At 65.2% G+C, this 21,756-nt stretch carries 20 protein-coding genes and 4 tRNA genes; 19 read left to right on the top strand and 5 right to left on the bottom strand.

The window, feature by feature from the left end; genetic code table 11:
- The first annotated feature begins 20 nt into the window (after positions 1 to 20).
- The 3 genes from lysA to ACFW0B_RS00675 all read left to right on the top strand — a co-directional run bounded on the left by lysA (position 21) and on the right by ACFW0B_RS00675 (position 3,137).
- Positions 21 to 1,259 (top strand): diaminopimelate decarboxylase, encoded by a 1,239-nt coding sequence (lysA, locus tag ACFW0B_RS00685; protein WP_449146041.1) that lies wholly within the window; start codon positions 21 to 23, stop codon positions 1,257 to 1,259.
- 181 nt (positions 1,260 to 1,440) lie between these two features.
- Positions 1,441 to 2,547, top strand: coding sequence for a cell division protein ZapE (gene zapE / locus ACFW0B_RS00680; protein WP_449146040.1), 1,107 nt, complete (start codon positions 1,441 to 1,443; stop codon positions 2,545 to 2,547).
- Between the two features lie 170 nt (positions 2,548 to 2,717).
- Entirely contained in the window at positions 2,718 to 3,137 is a 420-nt protein-coding gene (locus tag ACFW0B_RS00675) for a hypothetical protein (protein WP_449146292.1), read from the top strand.
- A 289-nt stretch (positions 3,138 to 3,426) separates the two neighbouring features.
- On the opposite strand, the gene ACFW0B_RS00670 is transcribed toward ACFW0B_RS00675, so the two are convergent.
- Positions 3,427 to 6,906 carry a hybrid sensor histidine kinase/response regulator gene (locus ACFW0B_RS00670; RefSeq protein WP_449146039.1) on the bottom strand — a complete coding sequence of 1,160 codons (3,480 nt, stop codon included), beginning with the start codon at positions 6,904 to 6,906 and terminating at the stop codon, positions 3,427 to 3,429.
- Positions 6,907 to 7,154: 248 nt separating this feature from the next.
- Between ACFW0B_RS00670 and ACFW0B_RS00665 the strand changes: the two genes are divergently transcribed.
- From ACFW0B_RS00665 to ACFW0B_RS00645, 5 genes are all read left to right on the top strand, one after another.
- Positions 7,155 to 7,724, top strand: coding sequence for a GNAT family N-acetyltransferase (locus ACFW0B_RS00665; RefSeq protein ID WP_449146038.1), 570 nt, complete (start codon positions 7,155 to 7,157; stop codon positions 7,722 to 7,724).
- A 2-nt stretch (positions 7,725 to 7,726) separates the two neighbouring features.
- Positions 7,727 to 8,569, top strand: coding sequence for an AraC family transcriptional regulator (locus ACFW0B_RS00660; RefSeq protein ID WP_449146037.1), 843 nt, complete (start codon positions 7,727 to 7,729; stop codon positions 8,567 to 8,569).
- A gap of 36 nt (positions 8,570 to 8,605) precedes the next feature.
- On the top strand, positions 8,606 to 9,337 hold the full coding sequence (locus ACFW0B_RS00655) for an AzlC family ABC transporter permease (protein ID WP_449146036.1): 732 nt from the start codon (positions 8,606 to 8,608) through the stop codon (positions 9,335 to 9,337).
- Positions 9,319 to 9,648, top strand: coding sequence for an AzlD domain-containing protein (locus ACFW0B_RS00650; protein ID WP_449146035.1), 330 nt, complete (start codon positions 9,319 to 9,321; stop codon positions 9,646 to 9,648). Before ACFW0B_RS00655 ends, ACFW0B_RS00650 begins: the two co-directional genes overlap by 19 nt.
- A 231-nt stretch (positions 9,649 to 9,879) precedes the next feature.
- On the top strand, positions 9,880 to 11,754 hold the full coding sequence (locus tag ACFW0B_RS00645) for an MFS transporter (RefSeq protein WP_449146034.1): 1,875 nt from the start codon (positions 9,880 to 9,882) through the stop codon (positions 11,752 to 11,754).
- A 47-nt stretch (positions 11,755 to 11,801) separates the two neighbouring features.
- Here ACFW0B_RS00645 and sugE read toward each other — a convergent pair whose 3' ends face one another.
- Together sugE and rdgC are read right to left on the bottom strand one after the other, a co-directional pair.
- A complete protein-coding gene (gene sugE, locus ACFW0B_RS00640) occupies positions 11,802 to 12,116 on the bottom strand; it encodes a quaternary ammonium compound efflux SMR transporter SugE (protein WP_449146033.1) in 315 nt (104 codons plus the stop codon).
- Positions 12,117 to 12,295: 179 nt separating this feature from the next.
- Positions 12,296 to 13,216 carry a recombination-associated protein RdgC gene (gene rdgC / locus ACFW0B_RS00635; RefSeq protein ID WP_449146032.1) on the bottom strand — a complete coding sequence of 307 codons (921 nt, stop codon included), beginning with the start codon at positions 13,214 to 13,216 and terminating at the stop codon, positions 12,296 to 12,298.
- Between the two features lie 159 nt (positions 13,217 to 13,375).
- On the opposite strand from rdgC, the gene ACFW0B_RS00630 reads away from it, so the two are divergent.
- The 6 genes from ACFW0B_RS00630 to ACFW0B_RS00605 all read left to right on the top strand — a co-directional run bounded on the left by ACFW0B_RS00630 (position 13,376) and on the right by ACFW0B_RS00605 (position 15,510).
- Positions 13,376 to 13,451, top strand: a tRNA-Val gene (locus ACFW0B_RS00630).
- Between the two features lie 15 nt (positions 13,452 to 13,466).
- Positions 13,467 to 13,543: transfer RNA gene (locus ACFW0B_RS00625), tRNA-Asp, on the top strand.
- A 70-nt stretch (positions 13,544 to 13,613) separates the two neighbouring features.
- Positions 13,614 to 13,689 (top strand) — tRNA-Val (locus ACFW0B_RS00620).
- 15 nt (positions 13,690 to 13,704) lie between these two features.
- Positions 13,705 to 13,781: transfer RNA gene (locus ACFW0B_RS00615), tRNA-Asp, on the top strand.
- Positions 13,782 to 13,994: 213 nt separating this feature from the next.
- Entirely contained in the window at positions 13,995 to 14,705 is a 711-nt protein-coding gene (locus ACFW0B_RS00610) for an FKBP-type peptidyl-prolyl cis-trans isomerase (RefSeq protein WP_449146031.1), read from the top strand.
- Between the two features lie 370 nt (positions 14,706 to 15,075).
- Positions 15,076 to 15,510, top strand: coding sequence for a YkvA family protein (locus ACFW0B_RS00605; RefSeq protein ID WP_449146030.1), 435 nt, complete (start codon positions 15,076 to 15,078; stop codon positions 15,508 to 15,510).
- Here the strand turns inward: ACFW0B_RS00605 and ACFW0B_RS00600 are convergent.
- Positions 15,498 to 16,259 (bottom strand): substrate-binding periplasmic protein, encoded by a 762-nt coding sequence (locus ACFW0B_RS00600; protein ID WP_449146029.1) that lies wholly within the window; start codon positions 16,257 to 16,259, stop codon positions 15,498 to 15,500. The two genes, ACFW0B_RS00605 and ACFW0B_RS00600, sit on opposite strands and share 13 nt — an antisense overlap.
- Positions 16,260 to 16,380: 121 nt before the next feature.
- On the opposite strand from ACFW0B_RS00600, the gene ACFW0B_RS00595 reads away from it, so the two are divergent.
- Genes ACFW0B_RS00595 through ACFW0B_RS00585 form a run of 3 tightly spaced genes read left to right on the top strand, consistent with a single transcriptional unit; the run spans position 16,381 to position 17,524 of the window.
- Positions 16,381 to 16,695: a helix-turn-helix domain-containing protein gene (locus ACFW0B_RS00595; RefSeq protein ID WP_449146028.1), complete on the top strand. Its 315-nt coding sequence runs from the start codon at positions 16,381 to 16,383 to the stop codon at positions 16,693 to 16,695.
- Positions 16,692 to 17,057, top strand: coding sequence for a hypothetical protein (locus ACFW0B_RS00590; RefSeq protein WP_449146027.1), 366 nt, complete (start codon positions 16,692 to 16,694; stop codon positions 17,055 to 17,057). Before ACFW0B_RS00595 ends, ACFW0B_RS00590 begins: the two co-directional genes overlap by 4 nt.
- Positions 17,057 to 17,524, top strand: a complete 468-nt coding sequence (locus tag ACFW0B_RS00585) for a tetratricopeptide repeat protein (protein WP_449146026.1) — start codon at positions 17,057 to 17,059, stop codon at positions 17,522 to 17,524. Before ACFW0B_RS00590 ends, ACFW0B_RS00585 begins: the two co-directional genes overlap by 1 nt.
- Positions 17,525 to 17,789: 265 nt before the next feature.
- Here ACFW0B_RS00585 and ACFW0B_RS00580 read toward each other — a convergent pair whose 3' ends face one another.
- A complete protein-coding gene (locus ACFW0B_RS00580; protein ID WP_449146025.1) occupies positions 17,790 to 19,871 on the bottom strand; it encodes a carboxy terminal-processing peptidase in 2,082 nt (693 codons plus the stop codon).
- A 126-nt stretch (positions 19,872 to 19,997) separates the two neighbouring features.
- On the opposite strand from ACFW0B_RS00580, the gene ACFW0B_RS00575 reads away from it, so the two are divergent.
- Both ACFW0B_RS00575 and ahpC read left to right on the top strand, forming a co-directional pair.
- A complete protein-coding gene (locus ACFW0B_RS00575; protein WP_449146024.1) occupies positions 19,998 to 20,963 on the top strand; it encodes an NAD(P)H-quinone oxidoreductase in 966 nt (321 codons plus the stop codon).
- 154 nt (positions 20,964 to 21,117) lie between these two features.
- Positions 21,118 to 21,681, top strand: a complete 564-nt coding sequence (gene ahpC / locus ACFW0B_RS00570; protein WP_449146023.1) for an alkyl hydroperoxide reductase subunit C — start codon at positions 21,118 to 21,120, stop codon at positions 21,679 to 21,681.
- Positions 21,682 to 21,756 lie beyond the last annotated feature (75 nt).

The following is a 21,756-nucleotide window of genomic DNA, read 5'->3' as shown; positions in this document are numbered from 1 at the left end:
TCCTGAATCCGGAGGCTGCCATGCGCCCGAACATTCCCGCCGCTACCCTCGCCACTCTCGCCCGTGAACACGGCACCCCGCTGTGGTGCTACGACGCCGCGGTGATCCGCGAGCGCATCGCCCAGCTCAAGGGCTTCGACGTGATCCGCTTCGCCCAGAAGGCCTGCTCCAACCTGAGCATTCTGCGGCTGATGCGCGAGGAGGGCGTGCAGGTGGACGCGGTGTCCCTCGGCGAGATCGAACGCGCGCTGCTGGCCGGCTACTCGCCCAAGGGTGAACCGGCCGGCGTGGTGCTGACCTGCGACCTGCTCGACCGCGCCACGCTGGCGCGCGCCGTGGAACTGGGCATCGAGGTGAACGTCGGCTCCATCGACATGCTCACCCAGCTTGGCCAGGCGAGCCCCGGCCACCGCGTCTGGCTGCGCATCAACCCCGGCTTCGGCCATGGCCACAGCCAGAAGACCAACACCGGCGGTGAGAACAGCAAGCACGGCATTTGGCACAGCCAGCTGCACGACGCGGTGGCGGTGATCCGCGAATACGGCCTGGTGCTGGTGGGGTTGCACATGCACATCGGTTCGGGCGTCGACTACCGCCACCTGGAAGAAGTCTGCGGCGCCATGGTCGGCGCGGTGCGCGACCTGGGCTGCGACCTGGAAGCGATTTCCGCCGGCGGCGGCCTGTCGATTCCCTATCGCGAGAACGACCCGGCGGTGGACATTCCGCGCTATGCCGAGCTGTGGAACCTGGCCCGCCGCGAAATCGAGGGCATCGTGCAGCATCCGGTGCGCCTGGAGCTGGAACCGGGGCGTTTCCTGGTGGCTGAATCCGGCTGCCTGCTCAGCGAAGTGCGTGCGGTGAAGGATGTGGGTAACAACCACTTCATCCTGGTGGATGCCGGCTTCAACGACCTGATGCGTCCATCCATGTACGGCAGCTTCCACGGCATGAGCCTGCTGGACGCCGACGGCAACCCGTCCACCGCTGCGCAGCGTGAGACGGTGGTGGCCGGCCCGCTGTGCGAGTCCGGTGACGTCTTCACCCAGCACGACGGCGGCCTGGTGGCACCGCGTGTCCTGCCGGCGGCGCAGGTCGGCGACCTGCTGCTGATCCACGATACCGGTGCCTATGGCGCGTCCATGTCCTCCAACTACAACAGCCGTCCGCTGCTGCCGGAAGTGCTGGTGGACGGTGATGAGCTGCGCCTGATCCGCCGTCGCCAGCCCCTGGCCGACCTGCTGGCGCTGGAGCAGTTCTAAGGATCAATCCTGCTGCAAATCTGTGGGGGCGAATTCATTCGCCAAGGGCCACACCGTGGCCCCAGGAAGTTGGCAAGGCAGGCCTGCGGTCTGCTTAGCGATTGAAATCGCCCCCACAATCAGAGCAGTCGATAGGCCGGTACCCTTGCTTCCCATGACCCAACCCGCACAATGCGGCGCCATGACTTTCGAATCCCCTCTTGCCGCCTACCGCCATGCCCTGGAGCAGGGCGGGTTCCAGCCGGAGCCGGCCCAGCGCCATGCCGTGGATTGCCTGCAGGCCTGTCATGAGGCGCTGCACCGTGCTGGCGAGGCGACCGGCGTTTACCTCTGGGGCCCGGTGGGGCGCGGCAAGACCTGGCTGATGGATCGCTTCCACCAGAGCCTCAAGGTCCCGGCCCGGCGTCAGCACTTCCATCACTTCATGCGCTGGGTGCACCAGCGGCTGTTCCAGCTCACCGGCACGCCGGACCCGCTGCGGGCGCTGGCCCGTGAACTGGCGGAAGAGGTCCGGGTGCTCTGCTTCGACGAGCTGTTCGTCAACGACATCGGTGACGCCATGCTGCTCGGACGCCTGCTGCGGGCGATGTTCGAGGAGGGCGTTGCCATGGTCGCCACCTCCAACCAGCCGCCCCGGCAGCTCTATGCCGATGGCTTCAATCGCGAGCGCTTCCTGCCTGCCATCGAGGCCATCGAACAGCACATGCAGGTGGTGGCGGTGGACGGTGGACAGGACCATCGCCTGCATCCCGGCGCGGCCCACCAGCGTTACTGGGTGGCCGAACCCGGACGGCCGAGTGCCCTGGCCGGGGTATTCGAGGCCTTGGCGGCGGGGCAGGGCGTATCGGACGAACCGGTGGAACTGGGACATCGCCCGGTGCCGGTGGTGCGGCAATGCGCGGCAGCCGCCTGGTTCCGCTATGCCGACCTGTGCGAGCAGCCGTTGGCGGCGCTGGATTTCATCGCCCTGTGTGACCGTTTCCCGGCGATCCTGCTGGGAGATGTACCCAACCTCAGCGCTGCCCGCCGCGAAGGGCGCATCGCCCGTGGTACCGAGGATGGCGTCGAGCGCGTGGCCGCCGGTGACCGCGAGCTGCCGCAGCTGTCAGTGCATGACGATGGCGTGCGCCGCTTCATCGCCCTGGTGGACGAGTGCTACGACCGCCGGGTGCCGCTCTTCGTGGAAGCGGCCGTAGCCCTGGAGCGCCTCTACACCGAGGGTTATCTGGAGTTTCCTTTCCGACGTACCCTGAGCCGCCTGCGCGAGATGCAGCTCGAACGCTTCTGACGCCGCGCTGTCTGAGCCGGACGGGGTCGCGGCGGGGATGATGAAGCCCATCCCGGGGCACAGGAGAATTGCCCGCCGCTTCGGCGTGCCTGACACTAGACTCCTTTACCACTCCCCATCCTAGAAGGAATCCATCCGTGTCCCCACGCCCGCAAGACAGCTGGGAGCAGATTTGCCTGGCTGCCGGCCTCGATCCGCAGAAGCGCCTGGCCGCCCGCCAGGCCGTACTCGGCCACGCCGATGCCCTGGACTGCAGCCTCTATCGCCCCGACGAGAACGACCTGGACGCCGAAGAGGAAGACCTGGGCGATGCGCGCATCCTCTTCACCGGCCACTTCGAGGCACCAGCCGAGTGGAGCGCACAGGAACGCGACGACTACTTCGGCGACATCGAGCCTTCTGCCTTCGTCACCGCGCTGATCGAATGCCAGGCCGACCCGGAAACCCGCGAATTCTTCCTCGCCGATGCCGGCGATTTCGTTGCAGTGGTCACCGCCTCCAGCGAAGTGCAGATGTTCTATCTCTACGACTGCATCGAAGACGACGACGGCCTGCATTGCGTGCTGGTGCGCGAAGACGAGGAGCTCTGAGTTCCGCTGCGGGGCTGATGCCGTTTGCAGGGTGGACACGCTTTATCGATCCCGCATAGGGGGCCTGGAATAGCGTCTGGAAACCTGTGTGGTGGGGTAGGCCGGGATACTCCTGAAGGGGCGAATTCATTCGCCAGACAGGCCAAGGGCCTGCTCTCTGGTGTCAGGGGCAGGTGCGTTGCCCTTGACGAATGAATTCGCCCCCACAAGGATGCAGTCCGAGCCCGCGATTGTGTTTCCGTGCGAGCTTCAGCCAGCCGGTGGATGACGCTCTTTCATCCACCGTTTTTCAGCGCAGGCTCACATGCCGGCTGATCAGTGCCCGCAGCGCAGCCGGCTTCACCGGTTTGGCCAGGTAGTCCAGGCCGGCGGCGTGGACTTCGGCCACCAGTTCGGCGCGGCCGTCGGCGCTGATCACCACGCCGGGCAGCGGTTCGCCCAGGCGGGTGCGTAGCCAGGCCATGAGTTCGGTGCCGGTTTCCCCTTCATCCAGGTGGTAGTCCACCAGCGCCAGTTGCGGCCGCACTTCTTCGGCCAGCAGGTGCTCGCATTCCAGGCGGTTGCGCGCGGTCCAGACCTGGCAGCCCCAGCGCGATAGCAGGCTGTGCATGCCGGTGAGGATGCTGTCCTCGTTGTCGATGCACAGCACCTGGGTACCGGCGAGGGCCTGACCATTGGCTTCGGCCTGCTTCTGCACGATGGGGGAGGGCTGCTGCGCGCGGGCCATGGGCACGGTGACGCTGAACACGCTGCCCTTGCCCGGCCAGGAGCGCACTTCCAGCTTGTGGCCGAGCACACGGCAGAGACCGTCGGCAATCGCCAGGCCAAGGCCAAGGCCTTTTTCGGCGCGGGTCTGGTGGCTGTCCAGGCGCTTGAACTCCTCGAATATCACCTTGCGCTTGTCTTCCGGGATGCCCGGGCCACGGTCCCAGACTTCCAGGCGCAGGTTGTTGCCGTCGCGCCGCACGCCCAGCAGCACCCGTCCCCTGGCATAGCGGAAGGCGTTGGTGAGGAAGTTCTGCAGCACCCGGCGCAGCAGTTTCATGTCGCTTTCTACCCGCAGCTTGCTGCCACGCAGGCGGAAGTCCATGCCCTGCTCCTGGGCCAGCACCTTGAACTCGGCGCCGAGGGTGTCGAACAGCGAGGCCAGGGGGAAGGCGTTGCGGTCGGGGGTCACACGGCCGCTTTCCAGGCGCGAGATGTCCAGCAGGTCGGTGATCAGGTCCTCGGCCGAACGTAGCGAGCTGTCCAGGTGGTTCACCAGTTCGCGGGCCTCAGGGGGCAGCGCGTCCTGCTGGTGGCTGAGGGCGGCGGAGAACAGTCGCGCAGCGTTCAAGGGCTGCATCAGGTCGTGGCTGACGGCGGCGAGGAAGCGGGTCTTGGACTGGTTGGCCGCTTCCGCGGTGCCCTTGGCCTCGGTAAGCGCCTGGTTGAGCTTGGACAGCTCGCGGGTACGTTCGGCGACCCGCTGTTCCAGCCCTTCGTTGGCGTCCTTGAGCCCCCGCTCGGCCTGGCGGAAGGCGGTAATGTCGGTGAAGCTCATGACGAAGCCGCCGCCGGGCATGGGGTTGCCGATCAATTCGATCACCCGGCCATTGGGGAACAGGCGCTCGGAGGTGTGCGGCGTGCCCTGGCGCATCCAGAACAGGCGACGGGCTACATGGGACTCCACCTCGCCCGGGCCGCACAGACCGCGTTCGGCGTTGTAGCGAATGATGTCGGCGATGGGGCGGCCGACGCTGATCAGCCCGTCGGGGTAGTCGAACAGTTCCAGGTAGCGGCGGTTCCAGGCCACCAGGCGCAGCGACTGGTCCACCACGCTGATGCCCTGGGTGATGTTCTCGATGGCGCCCTGCAGCAGGGCGCGGTTGAACTCCAGCACCTCCGAGGCTTCGTCGGCGATGCGCACCACGTCTTCCACCTGCATCTCGCGGCCTTCGATGGCCGCCTTCACCACGGCCCGCGCCGAGGAGGCGCCGAGTACGCCGGCGAGCAGGCGTTCGGTGTGGGTGATCCAGTCCTGGTTGGCGTTCTGCGCCGGGTTGAAGCTGATGCCCAGGCGATAGGCGAAGCGGACGAAGCTCTGCTGTGCGCGTTCTTCGCCGACAAAGCGCGAAGCCAGCATCAGCAGGTCGTCCACCTGCACCGCCAGCAGGGTGCGGGAACTGGAACGCGCGGACACTTGCTGGCCGATGAAGCGGCTGGCCTGCCAGTGTTCGGACACGCGGGTGCGGGAGAACACCGATACCCAGGCGAAGAGGATCCAGTTGCCGGCCAGGGACAGCACTACGCCCTGGGTCAGTGGATCGATGGGCAGGTTCAGGGGGTTGTTCATCATCCAGGTCAGGCCCGGGAAGTTCTCCAGCGGCCAGCCCAGGCCACGCGCCATCACCGGCAGCACCAGGGTGTAGGCCCAGAGCGCGGCGCCGGCGGCGAGGCCGGCGAACACGCCGCGACGGTTGGCCTGTTTCCAGAACAGCGCGCCGATCATCGCCGGGCCGAGCTGGGCGATGGAGGCGAAGGCGATCTGGCCGATGGTCGCCAGGCTCGCGGTGGAACCCAGCAGGCGGTAGCTGACGTAACCCAGCAGGATGATCACCACGATGCTCACCCGGCGTACCGAGAGCATCCAGTGGCGGAATGCCTCGAACGGCCGTTCGGCGTTCTGCCGGCGCAGCAGCCAGGGCAGCAGCATGTCGTTGGAGACCATGGTCGACAGCGCCACGGCTTCGACGATCACCATGCCGGTGGCCGCCGAGGCGCCGCCGATGAAGGCCAGCAGCGCCAGGGTCGGATGGGCCTCGGCCAGCGGTAGGCTGATGACGAAGGAGTCCGGCATCACGCCGCCGGGCAGCAGCATCTGTCCGGCCAGGGCGATGGGCACGACGAACAGGGCGGCCAGGGCGAGGTAGATCGGGAACACCCAGCGCGCCTGGCGCAGGTCGCGGGGTTCGATGTTCTCCACCACGGTGACGTGGAACTGCCGGGGCAGGCAGATGATGGCGAGCATGGCGACGCCGGTCTGCACCAGCAGCGAGGACCAGTCCATGGACTGCGACCAGTAGTGCTCCAGCTGCGGGGCATTGCGGGCGCGCTCGAACAGGTCGTCGAAGCCGTCGAACAGGCCGAAGGTGACGTAGGCGCCCACCGCGAGGAAAGCCAGAAGCTTGACCAGGGATTCGAAGGCGATCGCCAGCACCATGCCGCGGTGGTGCTCGGTGGCGTCGAGGTTGCGGGTGCCGAAGAGGATGGTGAACAGGGCCAGCACCAGGGACACGATCAGCGCCGTGTCCTGGGCGCGGGTGCCGGAGGAGTCGGCGCCGGAGCCGATCAGCAGGTTCACCCCGAGGACGATGCCCTTGAGCTGCAGGGCGATGTAGGGCAGCACGCTGACCAGGCAGATCAGCGCCACCACCACCGCCAGGGTCTGGGACTTGCCATAGCGCGCGGCGATGAAGTCGGCGATGGAGGTGATGTTCTCCTGCTTGCTGATGAGCACCATCTTCTGCACCACCCAGGGTGCCAGCAGCAGCAGGAGTATCGGGCCGAGGTAGATGGGCAGGAAGTTCCAGACCTGTCCGGCGGCCTGGCCAACGGCGCCGAAGAAGGTCCAGCTGGTGCAGTAGACCGCCAGCGACAGGCTGTAGACCCAGGCGCGCAGGCGCGGGGACAGCGGCGCACTGCGGCGGTCGCCGTAGAAGGCTATGGCGAAGAGGATGGCCATATAGAGGAAGGCGACCGTGGCGATCAGCCCGCTGGACAGCGACATTGCGACTCCGGTTGGTACGGTGGCGGGGGAGGCCCGCGAAAATTCGGCTTCCCGCAGTTTCGCATCAAAGTCGGCAATTCGTCAGGCGGCTGCGACCAAGGTCGCAGGCGCTCTTGAGCGCCCGCACCGGGGCTGTTAGCGTGCTCGTTCACCCGCGCCGTCCGGTTTTTTGCGCGGGCACCTGCACGGCAATTCGCTTGGCGCGACGTACTCATCCGGCAGGGTTCTTTCGCCTGAGGAGGGCGCAGATGTTCAATCCACAACCGGTCACCCTGCAGCGCGGCGCCTTGCGCCTCGAACCGCTGGCGGAGGCCGATATCCCGGTGCTGGTGACCCTGGCCGAAGCCAATCGCGAAGCCCTGGTGTACATGAACGGTCCGCTGCGGCCCGACTGGTATCGCCAGGCTGTGGCTGCCCAGCGGGAAGGGCAGGCGGTAGTCTTCGCCATCCGTCTGGGCGACAACCTGGTGGGCACCACGCGCTTTTCCGATTTCATGCCCAGCCTGCCGGCCGCCGAGATCGGCTGGACCTGGCTGGCCGCCGGCGAGCATGGCAGTGGCCTGAACGCCTCGATCAAGTACCTGATGCTGCGCCACGCCTTCGAGGAATGGCAGCTGGTGCGGGTGCAACTGAAGACCGCCGCCAGCAACCTGCGCTCCCAGCGCGCCATCGAGAAACTCGGCGCCCAGCGTGAGGGTGTGCTGCGCAACCATCGCCGTCTGGCGGACGGCCGGCTCGACGACAGCGTGCTCTACAGCATCACCGACCGCGACTGGCCGGACGTGAAGCAACGCCTGGAGGCGCTGTTCAGCGCATAGCCATGGGCGGGCAGAGGGAAGACGCGCATTTCTGGCAGGCGGGCCATCTGGATGGCCTGGAGCTGCTGTCTGCGCGCTATATCGAACATCGCTTCGCGCCCCATGTGCACGACGGCTATGTGATCGCCGTGGTGGAGGCGGGCGCTGAGCGCTACCGCTATCGTGGCGTCGATCACCTGGCCGGTGCCGGCAGCCTGGCGCTGATCAACCCGGATGAGGTGCACACCGGCTCCAAGGGGCACGACGACGGCTGGCGCTACCGGGTGTTCTATCCTGATATCGCCCAGGTGCGCAGCGCCCTGGAAGAACTCGAACTGCCGCTGGCGGGAATGCCGGCCTTCATCGGTAGCGTTCACCACGATGCCGATCTGGTGCGGATGTTCACCTATCTCCATCGGTTGCTGGAGGCCAATGCCTGTGCCCTGGAGCAACAGACCGCCTGGCGCGAGGCCCTGCTGGCGCTGTTCCGTCGCCATGCCCGGCTGCCGGAGCCCGGCGCCCCGGGTCGCGAGCCCCTGGCCGTGCTGCGTGCCAAGGAGTTGCTGCGCGAACGCCTGGCCGAGCCGCCGTCCCTGGAGGAACTGGCCGCCGCGGTAAGGCTTTCGCCATTCCATTTCGCCCGCACCTTCCGTCGCGCCACTGGCATGCCGCCGCATGCCTGGCTCAAACAGCAGCGTCTGGACCAGGCCCGTGCCCTGCTCAAGGCCGGTTGCGAGCCCGCCGGCGTGGCGGCCCAGCTGGGCTTTGCCGACCAGAGCCACCTGACCCGCCAGTTCAAGCAGGCCTATGGCGTGGGACCGGGCGAATACCGCAACGCCTGCGCAAGATCGTTCAAGACCCATTGACGGCCGTCCGCTAGCCTTCCGGGACAAGGAGGCCGCATGTCCCGTATCACTGAGTTCATCCACGGCGCCCGCGACATCGTCCCGATGATCGTCGGCGCCATCCCGTTCGGCATCATCTTCGGCACGCTCGCGGGCGGTGCCGGGCTGTCCGCCTGGCAGGCCATCGGCATGTCGATGCTGGTGTTCGCCGGTTCGTCCCAGTTCATCGCGATCACCCTGCTCAGCGGCGGCGCCGGGGCCGCGGTGGTCCTGCTGACCACCTTCGTGGTCAATCTGCGCCATGCCCTCTACAGCGCCACCCTGCAGCCCTTCGTGCGCCACCTGCCTGCCCGCTGGCGGATGCCGCTGGCCTTCTGGCTGACCGACGAAGCCTTCGCCGTGGTGCAGCACCGCTACGCCGAGAAGGACGATTCGCCGCACAAGCACTGGTACTTCCTCGGCGCCGCCCTGGCCATGTACCTGAACTGGCAGTTGTGCACCCTGGTGGGCGTGCTCTTCGGCCAGGCGGTGCCCAACCTGGCGGCATGGGGCCTGGACTTCGCCATGCTCGCCACCTTCATCGGCATTGTCGTGCCCATGTTGCGCAACAAGCCGCAGGTGGCCGCCGCACTGGTGGCTGGCGCGGTGGCGCTGGCCTGCCAGGGCCTGCCGTACAAGCTGGGCCTGATGGCCGCGGCCCTCTGCGGCATCGCCGTGGGCGTGGTGCTGGAACATCGTTATCGCCTCGATCTGATCCGGGAGGACATCTCGTGCAAGCCTGGAGCCTGATTCTCGGCATGGCGGCCATTACCTTCGCCATCCGCTACAGCCTGTTCGCCTGGCCGAACCTGAGCTTTCCCCCGGTGGTGCGCCAGGGTCTGCACTACGTGCCAACCGCCGTGCTCACCGCCATCGTGGTGCCGGGAATGCTGATGCCCGATGGCCAGAACCTGCATCTGGCGCTGGATAACGCCTACCTGCTGGCGGGCCTCGGCGCCATCCTGATCGCCTCCCTGAGCCGTCACCTGCTGGCGACCATCCTCGGTGGCCTGGTGCTGTTCTTCCTGCTGCGCTGGGCGCTGGGGCAGTTGCCGATCTGAATCGGGAAACGGGTTTGTAGAAGGGGCGATTTCAATCGCCACGCGGACCGCAGGTGCGCCCTTCGATTCTGCAGGGGGGGAGCTTCGCTGCCCTTGGCGAATGAATTCTCCTACACGGAGACACCTGCGAATTCGCGCAAACATCTTCCTGGTAGATGTGGCTTTCGGCCATGGTCCTGCTGTCCAATCAGCGACGTGCGGTTTCCAGCCAATCACCAGGTACCAAGGAAGATGAGCCAACACTCGCAATTCGCCCTGCTGGGCACGCGGCGGTTCCTGCCGTTCTTCGTGACCCAATTGCTCGGCGCCTTCAACGACAACATCTTCAAGCAGTCGCTGATCCTCGCCATCCTCTACAAGCTCGCCATCTCTGGCGACAAGAGCATCTTCACCAACCTCTGCGCGCTGCTGTTCATCCTGCCGTTCTTCCTGTTCTCGGCCCTGGGTGGACAGTTCGGCGAGAAGTTCGCCAAGGACGCGCTGATCCGCGCGATCAAGCTGGCCGAAGTGGCGATCATGGCGGTGGGGGCGCTGGGTTTCTTCTTCGACAGCCTGCCGCTGCTGTTCCTGGCACTGTTCGCCATGGGCACCCACTCGGCGCTGTTCGGCCCGGTGAAGTATTCGATCCTGCCGCAGGTGCTGCGGGAGGATGAGCTGGTGGGGGGCAACGCCCTGGTGGAAATGGGCACCTTCCTGGCCATCCTCGCCGGCACCATCAGCGCCGGCGTCATGATGTCCGTCGAACGCTACGAGCCGGTGGTGGCTTGCGCCATCGTCTTCACCGCGAGCCTGGGCTATCTCGCCAGCCGGGGCATTCCCCGGGCGGCGGCGGCGCTGCCGGCACTGAAACTGGACTGGAACATCTTCCGCCAGTCCTGGCAGATCATGCGCCTGGGGCTGGGCCAGCGGCCGTCGGTGTCGCGCTCGCTGGTGGGTAACTCCTGGTTCTGGTTCCTCGGCGCGGTGTATCTGACGCAGATCCCGGCCTATGCCAAGGAACTGCTACATGGCGACGAGAGCGTGGTGACGCTGATCCTCACCGTGTTCTCGGTGGGGATCGCCATGGGCTCGATGCTCTGCGAGCGCCTTTCGGGCGGCAAAGTGGAGATCGGCCTGGTGCCGTTCGGCTCCATCGGCCTGACCCTGTTCGGCCTGCTGCTCTGGTGGCATTCCGGCGAATTCCCGCAGGGCGCGGCGCCGCACGACTGGCTGGCGCTGCTGGGCCACGGCCAGGCCTGGCTGATCCTCGGCGACATCCTCGGCATCGGCCTGTTCGGCGGCTTCTACATCGTGCCGCTCTACGCGCTGATCCAGGCGCGCACGGCGGAGAACGAGCGGGCCCGGGTGATCGCCGCGAACAACATCCTCAATGCCTTGTTCATGGTGGTGTCGGCCGTCGTCTCGATCCTTTTCCTCAGCGTCGCCGGGCTGTCGATTCCCGAGTTGTTCCTGGTGGTGTCGCTGATGAACATCGCGGTGAACAGCTACATCTTCAAGATCGTTCCCGAGTTCACCATGCGCTTCCTGGTCTGGCTGTTGGGCCATTCCATGTACCGCGTGGAGCACAAGGGCCTGGAAGCGATTCCCGAAGAAGGCCCGGCGGTGCTGGTGTGCAACCACGTGTCCTTCGTCGATGCGCTGCTGATCGGCGGCGCGGTGCGGCGGCCGGTGCGCTTCGTCATGTACTACAAGATCTACCAGCTGCCGGTGCTGAACTTCATCTTCCGCACCGCCGGGACGGTGCCCATCGCCGCGCGCCACGAGGACCTGCTGGTGTACGACGCGGCCTTCAAGAAGATCGCCGAGTACCTGCGCAACGGCGAAGTGGTGTGCATCTTCCCCGAGGGCAAGCTGACTGGCGATGGCGAGCTGAACGAGTTCAAGAGCGGCATCGAACGCATCCTCGAGGAAAACCCGGTGCCGGTGATTCCCATGGCGTTGCAGGGGCTCTGGGGCAGCTTCTTCAGCCGCGACCCGGCCAAGGGGCTCTTCAAGCGATTCTGGTCGCGCATCCGTCTGGTGGCCGGTGCGCCCCTGTCGCCGGAACTGGCCGATCGGCAGACCTTGCAGTTGCAGGTGGCCGAATTGCGGGGGGATGCCCGCTGAATGAAACAGCCCGCCAATTGGCGGGCTGTTCGTTTCAGGGTGGCCGGTCAGTGGCTGAGCTTGAGGCCGATCAGGCCGCCGACGATCAGCGCGACGCTGAGCAGGCGCACCAGCGCCATCGACTCGCCGAACAGGATGACCCCGGCGATCACCGTGCCGACCGCGCCGACGCCGGTCCAGATGGCATAGGCGGTGCCGAGCGGCAGCTCCTTCATGGCCAGGCCCAGCAGACCAAGGCTGATAATCATGGCGAGGGCGGTGAGGGCGGTGGGCAGCGGTTTGCTGAAACCGTCGGTGTACTTCAGGCCTACGGCCCAACCCACTTCGAACAGGCCGGCGAAGAAGAGAATGATCCAGGACATGGTGAACTCCAGATGGACGACAGGTTGAGGCGGGGCCGTCCCCGGTGATCACTCGCAGAGTGGTAAGGTCGTCCTTACGCTGTGCAGTATTTTGCACATCTTGACTGGCTGGGCAAGTCCGCCGGGATCGACGGACCTGCCCAGGCAGGAGTGCGCCGGTCGGGGCCGGCGCGGCAGGGTCAGATGCCCTGGGGAATCTCTTCGCCGCCGAGGGCTTCGAAGAGCTGGGGGATGAACTCCACCAGGGTCAGCATCATCAGGGTGAAGCTGGCGTCGAGCTGGCTCAGGGCATCTTCGCCACCGTCCTGCTCGGCCTTCTCCTGCAGCAGGTCCTCGAAGCGCAGGCGCTTGATTACCAGCTTGTCGTCGAGGATGAAGGACAGCTTGTCCTGCCAGGCCAGGGACAGCTGGGTGACCAGCTTGCCGGAGGTCAGGTGCAGCTGGATTTCGTCGCTGGTCAGGTCCTGGCGCTTGCAGCGCACCACGCCGCCGTCTTCGTCGGTATCGCGCAGTTCGCACTCGTCCAGCACGTAGAAGTCGCTGGCGGCTTCCTGGGTCTGGACCCACTGGGTGAGGGTGGCGGTGGGGGCGATCTTCACCGAGGCCGGGCGCACCGGCAGCGAGCCGATGGCCTCACGCAGGGTGGAAAGCAGGTCCTCGGCGCGCTTCGGGCTGGAAGCGTCCACCAGGATCAGTCCCTGGGCCGGGGCGATGGCGGCGAAGGTGGTGGACTTGCGGATGAAGGCGCGGGGCAGGAAGGTCTGGACAATCTCGTCCTTCAACTGGTCGCGTTCCTTCTTGTAGACCTTGCGCATCTGCTCGGTTTCGATCTGGTCGACCTTCTCCTTGAGGGCATCGCGCACCACGCTGCCCGGCAGAATGCGCTCTTCCTTGCGCGCGGCGATCAGGAAGAAGCCCTCGCTCACGTGCACCAGCGGCGCATCCGCGCCCTTGCCGAAGGGCGCCACGAAACCGTAGGTGGTCAGCTCCTGGCTGGCACAGGGCCGGGCCGGCTTGGTTGCCAGCGCGGCTTCCAGCGCCTCGGCATCGATATTCAGATCCTGGGTGAGGCGATAGACAAGCAGGTTGCGAAACCACATAGGGGGAAAACCTCCGGACACAAAGCGCGCATTATTCTCACCGGGAGGCGTCGGGCTCAACCCTGAGCTAAGCCTTTGGAAGGCCTGAGAATTTTTTTTCAAAAGGGGCTTGCCAGGGTTCGGATACCTCTCTAGAATGCGCCCCACTTCGAGAGTGAAGGGTGATTAGCTCAGCCGGGAGAGCATCTGCCTTACAAGCAGAGGGTCGGCGGTTCGATCCCGTCATCACCCACCAATCTCGCAGTTACGCGCAGCGGTAGTTCAGTCGGTTAGAATACCGGCCTGTCACGCCGGGGGTCGCGGGTTCGAGTCCCGTCCGCTGCGCCATATTCAGAGCCCTCAGGTAGTAATGCCTGAGGGCTTTTAATTTGAATGCGGTCCTGTTTGGATCGTATTTGGGTGATTAGCTCAGCCGGGAGAGCATCTGCCTTACAAGCAGAGGGTCGGCGGTTCGATCCCGTCATCACCCACCAATCTCGCAGTTACGCGCAGCGGTAGTTCAGTCGGTTAGAATACCGGCCTGTCACGCCGGGGGTCGCGGGTTCGAGTCCCGTCCGCTGCGCCACTACAAAGCCCTCAGGTAGCGATACCTGAGGGCTTTTACTTTGCCTTGCGGAAAGTGTCCGCAAGTCCGACATCATTGCTTACGTGATGCCGGGCAAGTCGCTGAACTAATTGCCGGAACTCCGTTCTTATTGCCCATAGCCACTCTGCGCGGCGGCCTGTTAAGCTCGCCGCTCCATCGTATTGCCAGCATGGCGACAGACAAGGATTCAGCATGAAACAACATCGGTTGGCCGCCGCCGTGGCCCTCGTGGGCCTGGTTCTCGCGGGCTGCGATTCGCAGACCAGCGTTGAACTCAAGACTCCGGCCCAGAAGGCCTCCTACGGTATTGGCCTGAACATGGGCAAGAGCCTCGCCCAGGAAGGCATGGATGACCTCGATCCCAAGGCTGTCGCCCAAGGCATCGAAGACGCCATCGGCAAGAAGGAGCAGCGCCTGAAGGATGAAGAGCTGGTGGAAGCCTTCGCCTTCTTGCAGAAGCGTGCCGAAGAGCGCATGACCGCACTGAACGCCGAGAACGCCAAGGCCGGCAAGAAGTTCCTCGAAGACAACGGCAAGCGCGAAGGCGTGGTGACCACCGCCTCCGGCCTGCAGTACGAAATCGTGAAGAAGGCCGAAGGCGCCCAGCCCAAGCCCAACGACGTGGTGACCGTTCACTACGAAGGCAAGTTGACCGATGGCACCGTGTTCGACAGCTCCATCCAGCGTGGCAGCCCCATCGACCTGCCGGTCAATGGCGTGATTCCCGGCTGGGTCGAAGGTCTGCAGCTGATGCATGTGGGCGAGAAGGTCAAGCTCTACATTCCCAGCGAGCTGGCCTATGGCGAGCAGAGCCCGAGCCCGGCCATTCCGGCCAACTCGGTGCTGGTGTTCGACCTGGAACTGCTCGGCATCAAGGACCCGAACGCTGCCGACAAAGAGTAAGCGACAGCCGGCCCCCGCAACGCCCCGTCTCGACGGGGCGTTTTCGTTTCCGCGGCGGTCCCGCTTGAACCACGAACCGACCTTTTGGTCACATCGGGAGTGGAGCGTCGGTTGAGTGTTACGGTTATGCACATGACCGGGCAGCCGCGGACGCGATGGCTGCGACCTGGAGTCGCATTGCCGACCGTCCGGTCAAATGCTTGATTTTGCTGGTCTTTTGGCGCTGGGCAAATTTTGCCCGATCTGTCGCGGAGCCCCATGACATGGGCTTCTTCCCGGTTTCGTGGAAAACTGCTAACAAGGTTATCCACAGATTTCGTGGATAACCGCGCCGCCCTCTCTAGACCAGGCTTCTGCCGAGGATCACCCCATGAAAGCACCCTGGAACTTCGAGCGTTACCTGACTCTGGCACAGCGTTTCCTCGCCGGAGGGCGCTTGCCTTCGCTGCTGCTGGCGGTATCGCGCAAGAGTTCGAGCCAGAGCGGCCGGCTCGGTTCGGTGAAGGACGACCTGCGACTGTTACTGTCCCTCGCCAACGCCTGGCTGAAGGGCGAGTACCGGCAGATCAATCCCAAGGCGTTTCTCGCCGTGGTGGGTGCCTTGCTCTATTTCGTCACGCCGCTCGATGCGCTACCGGATTGGCTGGTGGGGATGGGCTTCGTCGACGACCTGGCGGTGCTGGCCTGGGTCCTGAAGACCTGGAGCGGTGAGCTGGATGCCTTTCGTGCCTGGCGCGCGGGGCAGGCCCCGGAGGTTCAGGCGGCGCTGGAGCGTTTGCCGGCGCCGGACTCTCAGCGATCCTGACGCCCGGCGCGCCGCTGCTCGCCCTGTAGCAGCGCTTCCAGTTCGCCGCTGTCGTGCAGCTTCTGCAGCGCGGTATCCAGTCGATCCGCCGCTATTGGCAACTGGCTGCCATAGGCGCAATGGATGCGGTAACGCTCCACCACCCAGGGGCTGAAGACCAGTGGAGCTTCGGGGCGCGTCGCCAGTTCGTAGGCCAGGCTGCGGCGCATGTCGATGATGGCGTCGAGCCGCTTATGGCTGAGCAGGTTCAGGCGGGTATCCAGGTCGCGTACGTCCTTGCGTTCCACAGCGTGACTGGCGAAGGCTTCCATCAGCGGCAGGCTGTAGGCGAAGCCAAGGCTCGTACCCAGCACCTTGCCCTTGAGGTTGGCCAGACCCTGGATGCTCGGGGTGTCGCGGTGCTGGAGGAGGGCGTATTCCTCCTCGAACAGGGGCGGTGACCAGTGATAGGCCGAGGCGTCCATCATCCATTCCGGATTGGAATTGCAGATCAGGTGGATGCGGCCGCTCTTCAGGGAGGCCTCGATGCGCTTGTTCGGGGTTTCGATGAAGCTCACCGAGACGGACAGATCCCTGGCGATTCGCTCGCCCAGGCGGAGGACGAAGCCGCCGAGCAGGGCATGGTCACTGATCTGTGCGTAAGGCATGCCGTCGGCAGGGTCGAAGCCCCAGCGCAGCTCTTGGGCCAGCAGCAGGCCGGGCCAGAGACTGGCAAGTATCCACAACACTGCACGAAATTGCCGCGTCACGAGCCTTCCCCTGCCTGGTGGACGCAGTATAGTTCACCCTCTGCAGGCCCTTGGCCTGATAAGATGGCGGCCTGCATGGAGGTGCTGAAGCCGTCGGCACTGCGTTCCACGGGGAGCTTCAATGAGTGTGCAAGTGATCATGCGTGACGGCCAGGCGGAATATGCGGTTCTGCCCTGGGCCGAGTACCAGGCGCTGTTGCGCGCCGCCGGCCAGGCCACGACAGAAACGGCCGCCGAACCAGCCAGGAAAGCGCTCGGACAACTGAAGTCGCTGCGCGAGGCCCAGGGCCAGAGCCTGGAGCAACTGGCCCGCGCCGTGGGCATCAGCCCCCACTACCTCGGGCTGATCGAAAGCGGCGAGCGCGAACCTGATGAAGCCATCAAGCGCGGCTTGGCGCGTGTCCTCGGGGTCTCCGGCTGGGAGTCCGGATCTTGAGCCTGCGAATCAGCCGCCAGCACTGGCAAGCCCTGTTGACCGAACTGGAAGATGCCCGCCGTCAGCGCCATCTGCTGACCTATCGTGCATTGATCGAGCGCCTGCAACTGCCGTCCCCGGCCATGCAGACCCTCACCGCGGCGCTTGAGCACCTGGCCGCCCTCGACGCCCGTGCCGAGCGTCCACTGCGCAGTTCCCTGGTGATCAGTCAGGGCGCCAGTCGCCTGCCGCGCACCGGCTTCTTCGAGTGCGTCGAACGCCTGGGCCGCTTCTCCGGTCCGCCGGATGGCACTGCCGCGGCGTCCTGGCATGCCGCCGAAGTGGTACGCGTGTTCGAATTCAATTACCCCACGGAGCAATGATGCTCTGGAAACTGCGGGCCCGGATCGGCTACCAGGTAGCGCGTTGGCTGATGCGCTTCCCCAAACTGGTGGCCCAGCCCCGTGCCTGGCAGTGGATGCAGGGCCAGTATTCGCGCATGGCAGCCCTGGGGGACGTGCCTGCGCAGAGCTTCTACGGCCACCTGTTGCTGCATCGTGGTCACGGATTTGGGGCGCGGGAGGAGGGCATTCGCCTGTTGCGCCTGGCCGCGCAGGGCGGTGATGGAAAATCCGCCTACCAGCTGGGCGTACTGAGCCTAGCGGGTGATGCCCGGCAGGCGCCGGATGCCGCCGAGGCTGCGCGATGGTGGAGCCTGGCGGCCGATGCCGGTCATCCGCTGGCCGCGCGTAAACTGGCCGATCTCTATCGCGACGGCGGGCCGGGTCTGGAGGCCGATGCCGAGGCCGCCGAGCAAATGGCGCGGCGGGCCGACAGCCTGGGACTCTGACTGGCTGAGTCGCGACGCCATGCAGTACCTGCCCGCAGGCGCAAGCATGCTCGCGAAAGCGCTGTCCGCGCCTGCAGGTCCTCGTCCCGTTTCTATGATGTGCAGGCTGTAGCCGGGCACGGCCCCGGCGTGGCGGGCCTGCTGAACCTTCAGTTCGGCAATCGGCTTTAGCACGTCCTTGTGACAGTCATGCTGTTTCTCGTGAAAAACAAAGGGGCCGCATTTGCGGCCCCGGATTTCACGTCAGTAACCTGATGACATCATTTCAGTGTTTGGCCACCGCGGCATTCAGGCCCAGGTAATCCAGCAGGATCTGCCCGGTCTCGGCCAGGTAGGCGTCGTCTTCCGGCTTGGTCTTTTCCTCTTCCACCGGCACGGCGTCCTCGTCTTCCGGCTTGAGTTCCTTCAGCAGCTCTTCGCCCTTGGCCTTGCGGCGGGTGTTCTCCATCGCCAGTTGCTTGGACTCGATGTCGGCCTGCTGGGCGCGGCGCTTGGTCTCGTTGAGGCTGACCACGGTGTCTTTCATCAGCTTCTGCGACAGCGCCAGGCGCTCGCGGCTGTAGACGAAGTCCGGGTTCTGCGCGGTACGTGCGTCGTGGCGGGCTTTCAGCTCGGCGAGGAACGGCTTGAACGGGTCCAGCTCAGGCTTGACCGCCGGGCGAATGCTGTCCCAGGGCATGGCCTCGGGCAGGGCGCTTTCGCCGATCTGCTTGGTATCCACCACCGAGGGGTACTCAATGTCCGGCAGTACGCCCTGATGCTGGGTGCTCTGGCCGGAGACGCGGTAGAACTTGGCCAGGGTCAGCTTCAGTTCGCCGTGGTTCAGCGGCTGGATGGTCTGCACGGTGCCCTTGCCGAAGGTCTGGCCGCCGATGATCAGCGCTCGGTGGTAGTCCTGCATGGCGCCGGCGAAGATTTCCGAAGCCGAGGCGGACAGGCGGTTGACCAGCACGGCCATCGGGCCGGTGTAGAAGGCGCCGGTGTTCTCGTCGGCCAGCACGTCGACGCGGCCGTCGCTGTTGCGTACCAGCACGGTCGGCCCCTGGTCGATGAACAGGCCGGTCAGCTCGGTGGCTTCCTGCAGGGAGCCGCCGCCGTTGTTGCGCAGGTCGATGACCACGCCGTCGACCTTCTCCTTCTGCAGTTCGCCGAGGAGTTTCTTCACGTCGCGGGTGGTGCTCTTGTACTCGGGGTCGCCGGCGCGGAACGCCTTGAAGTCCAGGTAGAAGGCCGGCACCTCGATCACGCCGAGCTTGAATTTGGTGCCTTCATGCTCGAGGTTGAGGACGGATTTCTTCGCCGCCTGTTCTTCCAGCTTCACCGCTTCACGGGTGATGGCGACCACCTTGCTGGTCTGGTCGTTCGGCGCGTTGCTTGCCGGAATCAATTCCAGGCGCACCACCGAACCCTTCGGTCCGCGGATCAGCTTGACCACTTCATCCAGGCGCCAGCCGATCACGTCGACCATCTCGCCGTTGCCTTGGGCGACACCGACGATCTTGTCGGCCGGGGCCACCTGCTTGCTCTTCTCGGCCGGGCCGGCTGGTACCAGGCGCACCACCTTCACGTACTCGTTGTCGCTCTGCAGCACGGCGCCGATGCCCTCGAGGGACAGGCTCATGTTGATGTCGAAGTTCTCCGCGTTGTCCGGGGAGAGGTACTGGGTGTGCGGGTCGTAGGTCTGGGCGAAGGCGTTGATATAGGACTGGAACACGTCTTCGCCACGGGTCTGGTCGAGGCGCGCAAGCTGGTTCTTGTAGCGCTTGACCAGCAGTTCCTGGATGGCCTTGGGTTCCTTCTTGGCCAGCTTCAGGCGCAGGACTTCGTCCTTCACGCGCTTGCGCCAGAGGTCGTCGAGGGCGGCGCGGTCCTTGGCCCAGGGCGCTTTCTCGCGATCGGTATCCAGGTCTTCGTCGACGGTGAAGTCGATCTTGTCGACGCCCTGGCTGAGCATCGCCAGGGCGAAGTCCAGGCGCTCCTTGAGGCGGTCCAGGTGGCGCTTGTAGATGATGAATCCGGGCTCCAGGTCGCCGCTTTTCAGCAGGTCGTCGAACCGCGTGCGCCACTTGTTGAATTCAGCAATATCGCCGGCAGTGAAGTACATCCGCGCCGGGTCGAGAATCTTCAGGTAGCCCTCGTAGATCTTCACCGAGCGCTCGTCGTTGAGCGGCGGCTTGTTGTAGTGATGGCGCTTGAGCAGCTCCACCACATTGAGGCTGGCAATGACCTGTTCACGGTCGGGCTGAAGGGCGTCCCAGCTGTTCGGGGCGGTTTGGGCGGCATGCAGCGGCAGCGCGCTGATGCTGAGGGCCAGGGCAAGTGCGGAACTGATCAGGGAGCGCTTCATGCTGATTCGACGTCGGGACAGGTGATAACGCATATTAGGCCGTATTTGAGGGCGCCGGGTTCCATTGGCGCAACGCGAAGGCCCGGCAGGTCGCCGGGCCGGATCCAACTTCACTATGGAGGCACCGTGAAGGCATTGCAAGGCGTCGACGGACGCGTGGAGTGGGGGGAGCGGGCCAGCCCGGCCTGTGACGTGGGGCAGGTGCGGATCCGTGTGGCCGCCGCCGGCCTGAACCGTGCCGATCTGCTGCAGCGTGCGGGGCTCTATCCGCCACCGCCGGGGGCCAGTGACATCCTCGGCCTGGAAGCCTCCGGGGTGATCAGCGAAGTCGGCGCCGGCAGCGGTGCCTGGCAGGTGGGCGATCGCGTCTGCTGCCTGCTGGCCGGCGGCGGCATGGCCGAGGAGGTGGTCGTGGATGCGCGCCATGTGCTGCCCGTGCCCGAGGGGCTGTCCCTGGCCGAAGCCGCGGCGCTGCCGGAAGTCTATGCCACCGCCTGGCTCAACCTGTTCCAGCTGGCGGCCCTGAAACCCGGCGAGAAGGTGCTGTTGCACGCCGGGGCCAGTGGCGTGGGTTCCGCGGCCATCCAGCTGTGCAAGGCCTTCGGCAGCCCCTGCTGGGTCAGCGTGGGTTCTGCCGAGCGCCTGGCCTATTGCAAGTCCCTTGGTGCCCAGGGGGGTGTGTTGCGGGGGGAGGGCCTGGAAAGCCTGCGCGACTTCGGTCCCTTCGATGTGATCCTCGACCCCGTCGGCGGCAACTACGCCAGTCTCAACCTGGCACTGGCCGCGGTCGACGGCCGCTGGGTGAACATCGGCCTGATGGGCGGCCGCAAGGCGGAACTCGATATGGCCCTGCTGCTGGGCAAGCGGGTGCAACTGATCGGCTCGATCCTGCGCAGCCGTGACGATCAGTTCAAGGCCGACCTCATCAGTGAGTTGCGCCAGCATGTCTGGCCGCTGTTCGAGGAGCGTCGTCTGCAGCCGCGCCTGGAACGTGCCTTCCCTGCGCGGGACGCCGAGGCCGCTTTCGAGACCCTGGCCAGCAACCAGGTGGAAGGAAAACTGGTACTGGTGCTGGACGAAAGCCTGGCCTGAGGCTCGCTGCTCCGATGCTCCAGCCCACGTGGCACGGGGCGTCGGGGCAACATTGAGGTAATCAATCGTTCTGATGGGGTCAATCAATATGATCTTTTTGGAATAACCCAATAGTCTTTGTCGGGTAAATTTCCAACCCAACGAGGACGTTGCGATGTCTCTGATCAACACCGAAGTCAAACCGTTCAAAGCCACCGCCTACCACCAGGGCAAGTTCGTCGAGCTGACCGAAGCCGACCTGAAAGGCAAGTGGTCCGTGTTCTTCTTCTACCCGGCTGACTTCACTTTCGTTTGCCCGACCGAACTGGGCGACCTGGCTGACAACTACGCCGAATTCCAGAAGCTGGGCGTGGAAATCTATGGCGTGTCCACCGACACCCACTTCACCCACAAGGCCTGGCACGATACTTCCGACACCATCGGCAAGATCCAGTACCCGCTGGTTGGCGACCCGACCTGGGTTCTGTCCAAGAACTTCGAAGTGCTGATCGAAGAAGCTGGCCTGGCTGACCGTGGCACCTTCGTGATCGACCCGGAAGGCAAGATCCAGATCGTTGAAGTCAACGCCGGCGGTATCGGCCGTGACGCCCAGGAGCTGCTGCGCAAGGTCAAGGCTGCCCAGTACGTTGCCGCTCACCCGGGCGAAGTCTGCCCGGCCAAGTGGAAAGAAGGCGAAGCCACTCTGGCTCCGTCCCTCGACCTGGTAGGCAAGATCTAAAAATGGGCGGAACGCTGCTGCGCTAGGCATTGCTGCGTTGAAGTCAGGCTCGGGCTGCTCATTTACAGCTCGTAA

The sequence above is a fragment of the Metapseudomonas phytobenefica genome, assembly GCF_043392685.1.
Classification (GTDB): domain Bacteria; phylum Pseudomonadota; class Gammaproteobacteria; order Pseudomonadales; family Pseudomonadaceae; genus Metapseudomonas.
This window is presented reverse-complemented; position numbering and strand designations above follow the sequence as displayed.

Excerpts from the sequence above, each read along its gene's own strand:
- lysA (WP_449146041.1), top strand. The coding sequence starts at position 21 with ATGCGCCCGAACATTCCCGCCGCTACCCTCGCCACTCTCGCCCGTGAA.
- zapE (WP_449146040.1), top strand. The coding sequence starts at position 1,441 with ATGACTTTCGAATCCCCTCTTGCCGCCTACCGCCATGCCCTGGAGCAG.
- ACFW0B_RS00670 (WP_449146039.1), bottom strand. The coding sequence starts at position 6,906 with ATGTCGCTGTCCAGCGGGCTGATCGCCACGGTCGCCTTCCTCTATATG.
- ACFW0B_RS00665 (WP_449146038.1), top strand. The coding sequence starts at position 7,155 with ATGTTCAATCCACAACCGGTCACCCTGCAGCGCGGCGCCTTGCGCCTC.
- ACFW0B_RS00660 (WP_449146037.1), top strand. The coding sequence starts at position 7,727 with ATGGGCGGGCAGAGGGAAGACGCGCATTTCTGGCAGGCGGGCCATCTG.
- ACFW0B_RS00655 (WP_449146036.1), top strand. The coding sequence starts at position 8,606 with ATGTCCCGTATCACTGAGTTCATCCACGGCGCCCGCGACATCGTCCCG.
- ACFW0B_RS00645 (WP_449146034.1), top strand. The coding sequence starts at position 9,880 with ATGAGCCAACACTCGCAATTCGCCCTGCTGGGCACGCGGCGGTTCCTG.
- sugE (WP_449146033.1), bottom strand. The coding sequence starts at position 12,116 with ATGTCCTGGATCATTCTCTTCTTCGCCGGCCTGTTCGAAGTGGGTTGG.
- rdgC (WP_449146032.1), bottom strand. The coding sequence starts at position 13,216 with ATGTGGTTTCGCAACCTGCTTGTCTATCGCCTCACCCAGGATCTGAAT.
- ACFW0B_RS00610 (WP_449146031.1), top strand. The coding sequence starts at position 13,995 with ATGAAACAACATCGGTTGGCCGCCGCCGTGGCCCTCGTGGGCCTGGTT.
- ACFW0B_RS00605 (WP_449146030.1), top strand. The coding sequence starts at position 15,076 with ATGAAAGCACCCTGGAACTTCGAGCGTTACCTGACTCTGGCACAGCGT.
- ACFW0B_RS00595 (WP_449146028.1), top strand. The coding sequence starts at position 16,381 with ATGAGTGTGCAAGTGATCATGCGTGACGGCCAGGCGGAATATGCGGTT.
- ACFW0B_RS00585 (WP_449146026.1), top strand. The coding sequence starts at position 17,057 with ATGCTCTGGAAACTGCGGGCCCGGATCGGCTACCAGGTAGCGCGTTGG.
- ACFW0B_RS00580 (WP_449146025.1), bottom strand. The coding sequence starts at position 19,871 with ATGAAGCGCTCCCTGATCAGTTCCGCACTTGCCCTGGCCCTCAGCATC.
- ahpC (WP_449146023.1), top strand. The coding sequence starts at position 21,118 with ATGTCTCTGATCAACACCGAAGTCAAACCGTTCAAAGCCACCGCCTAC.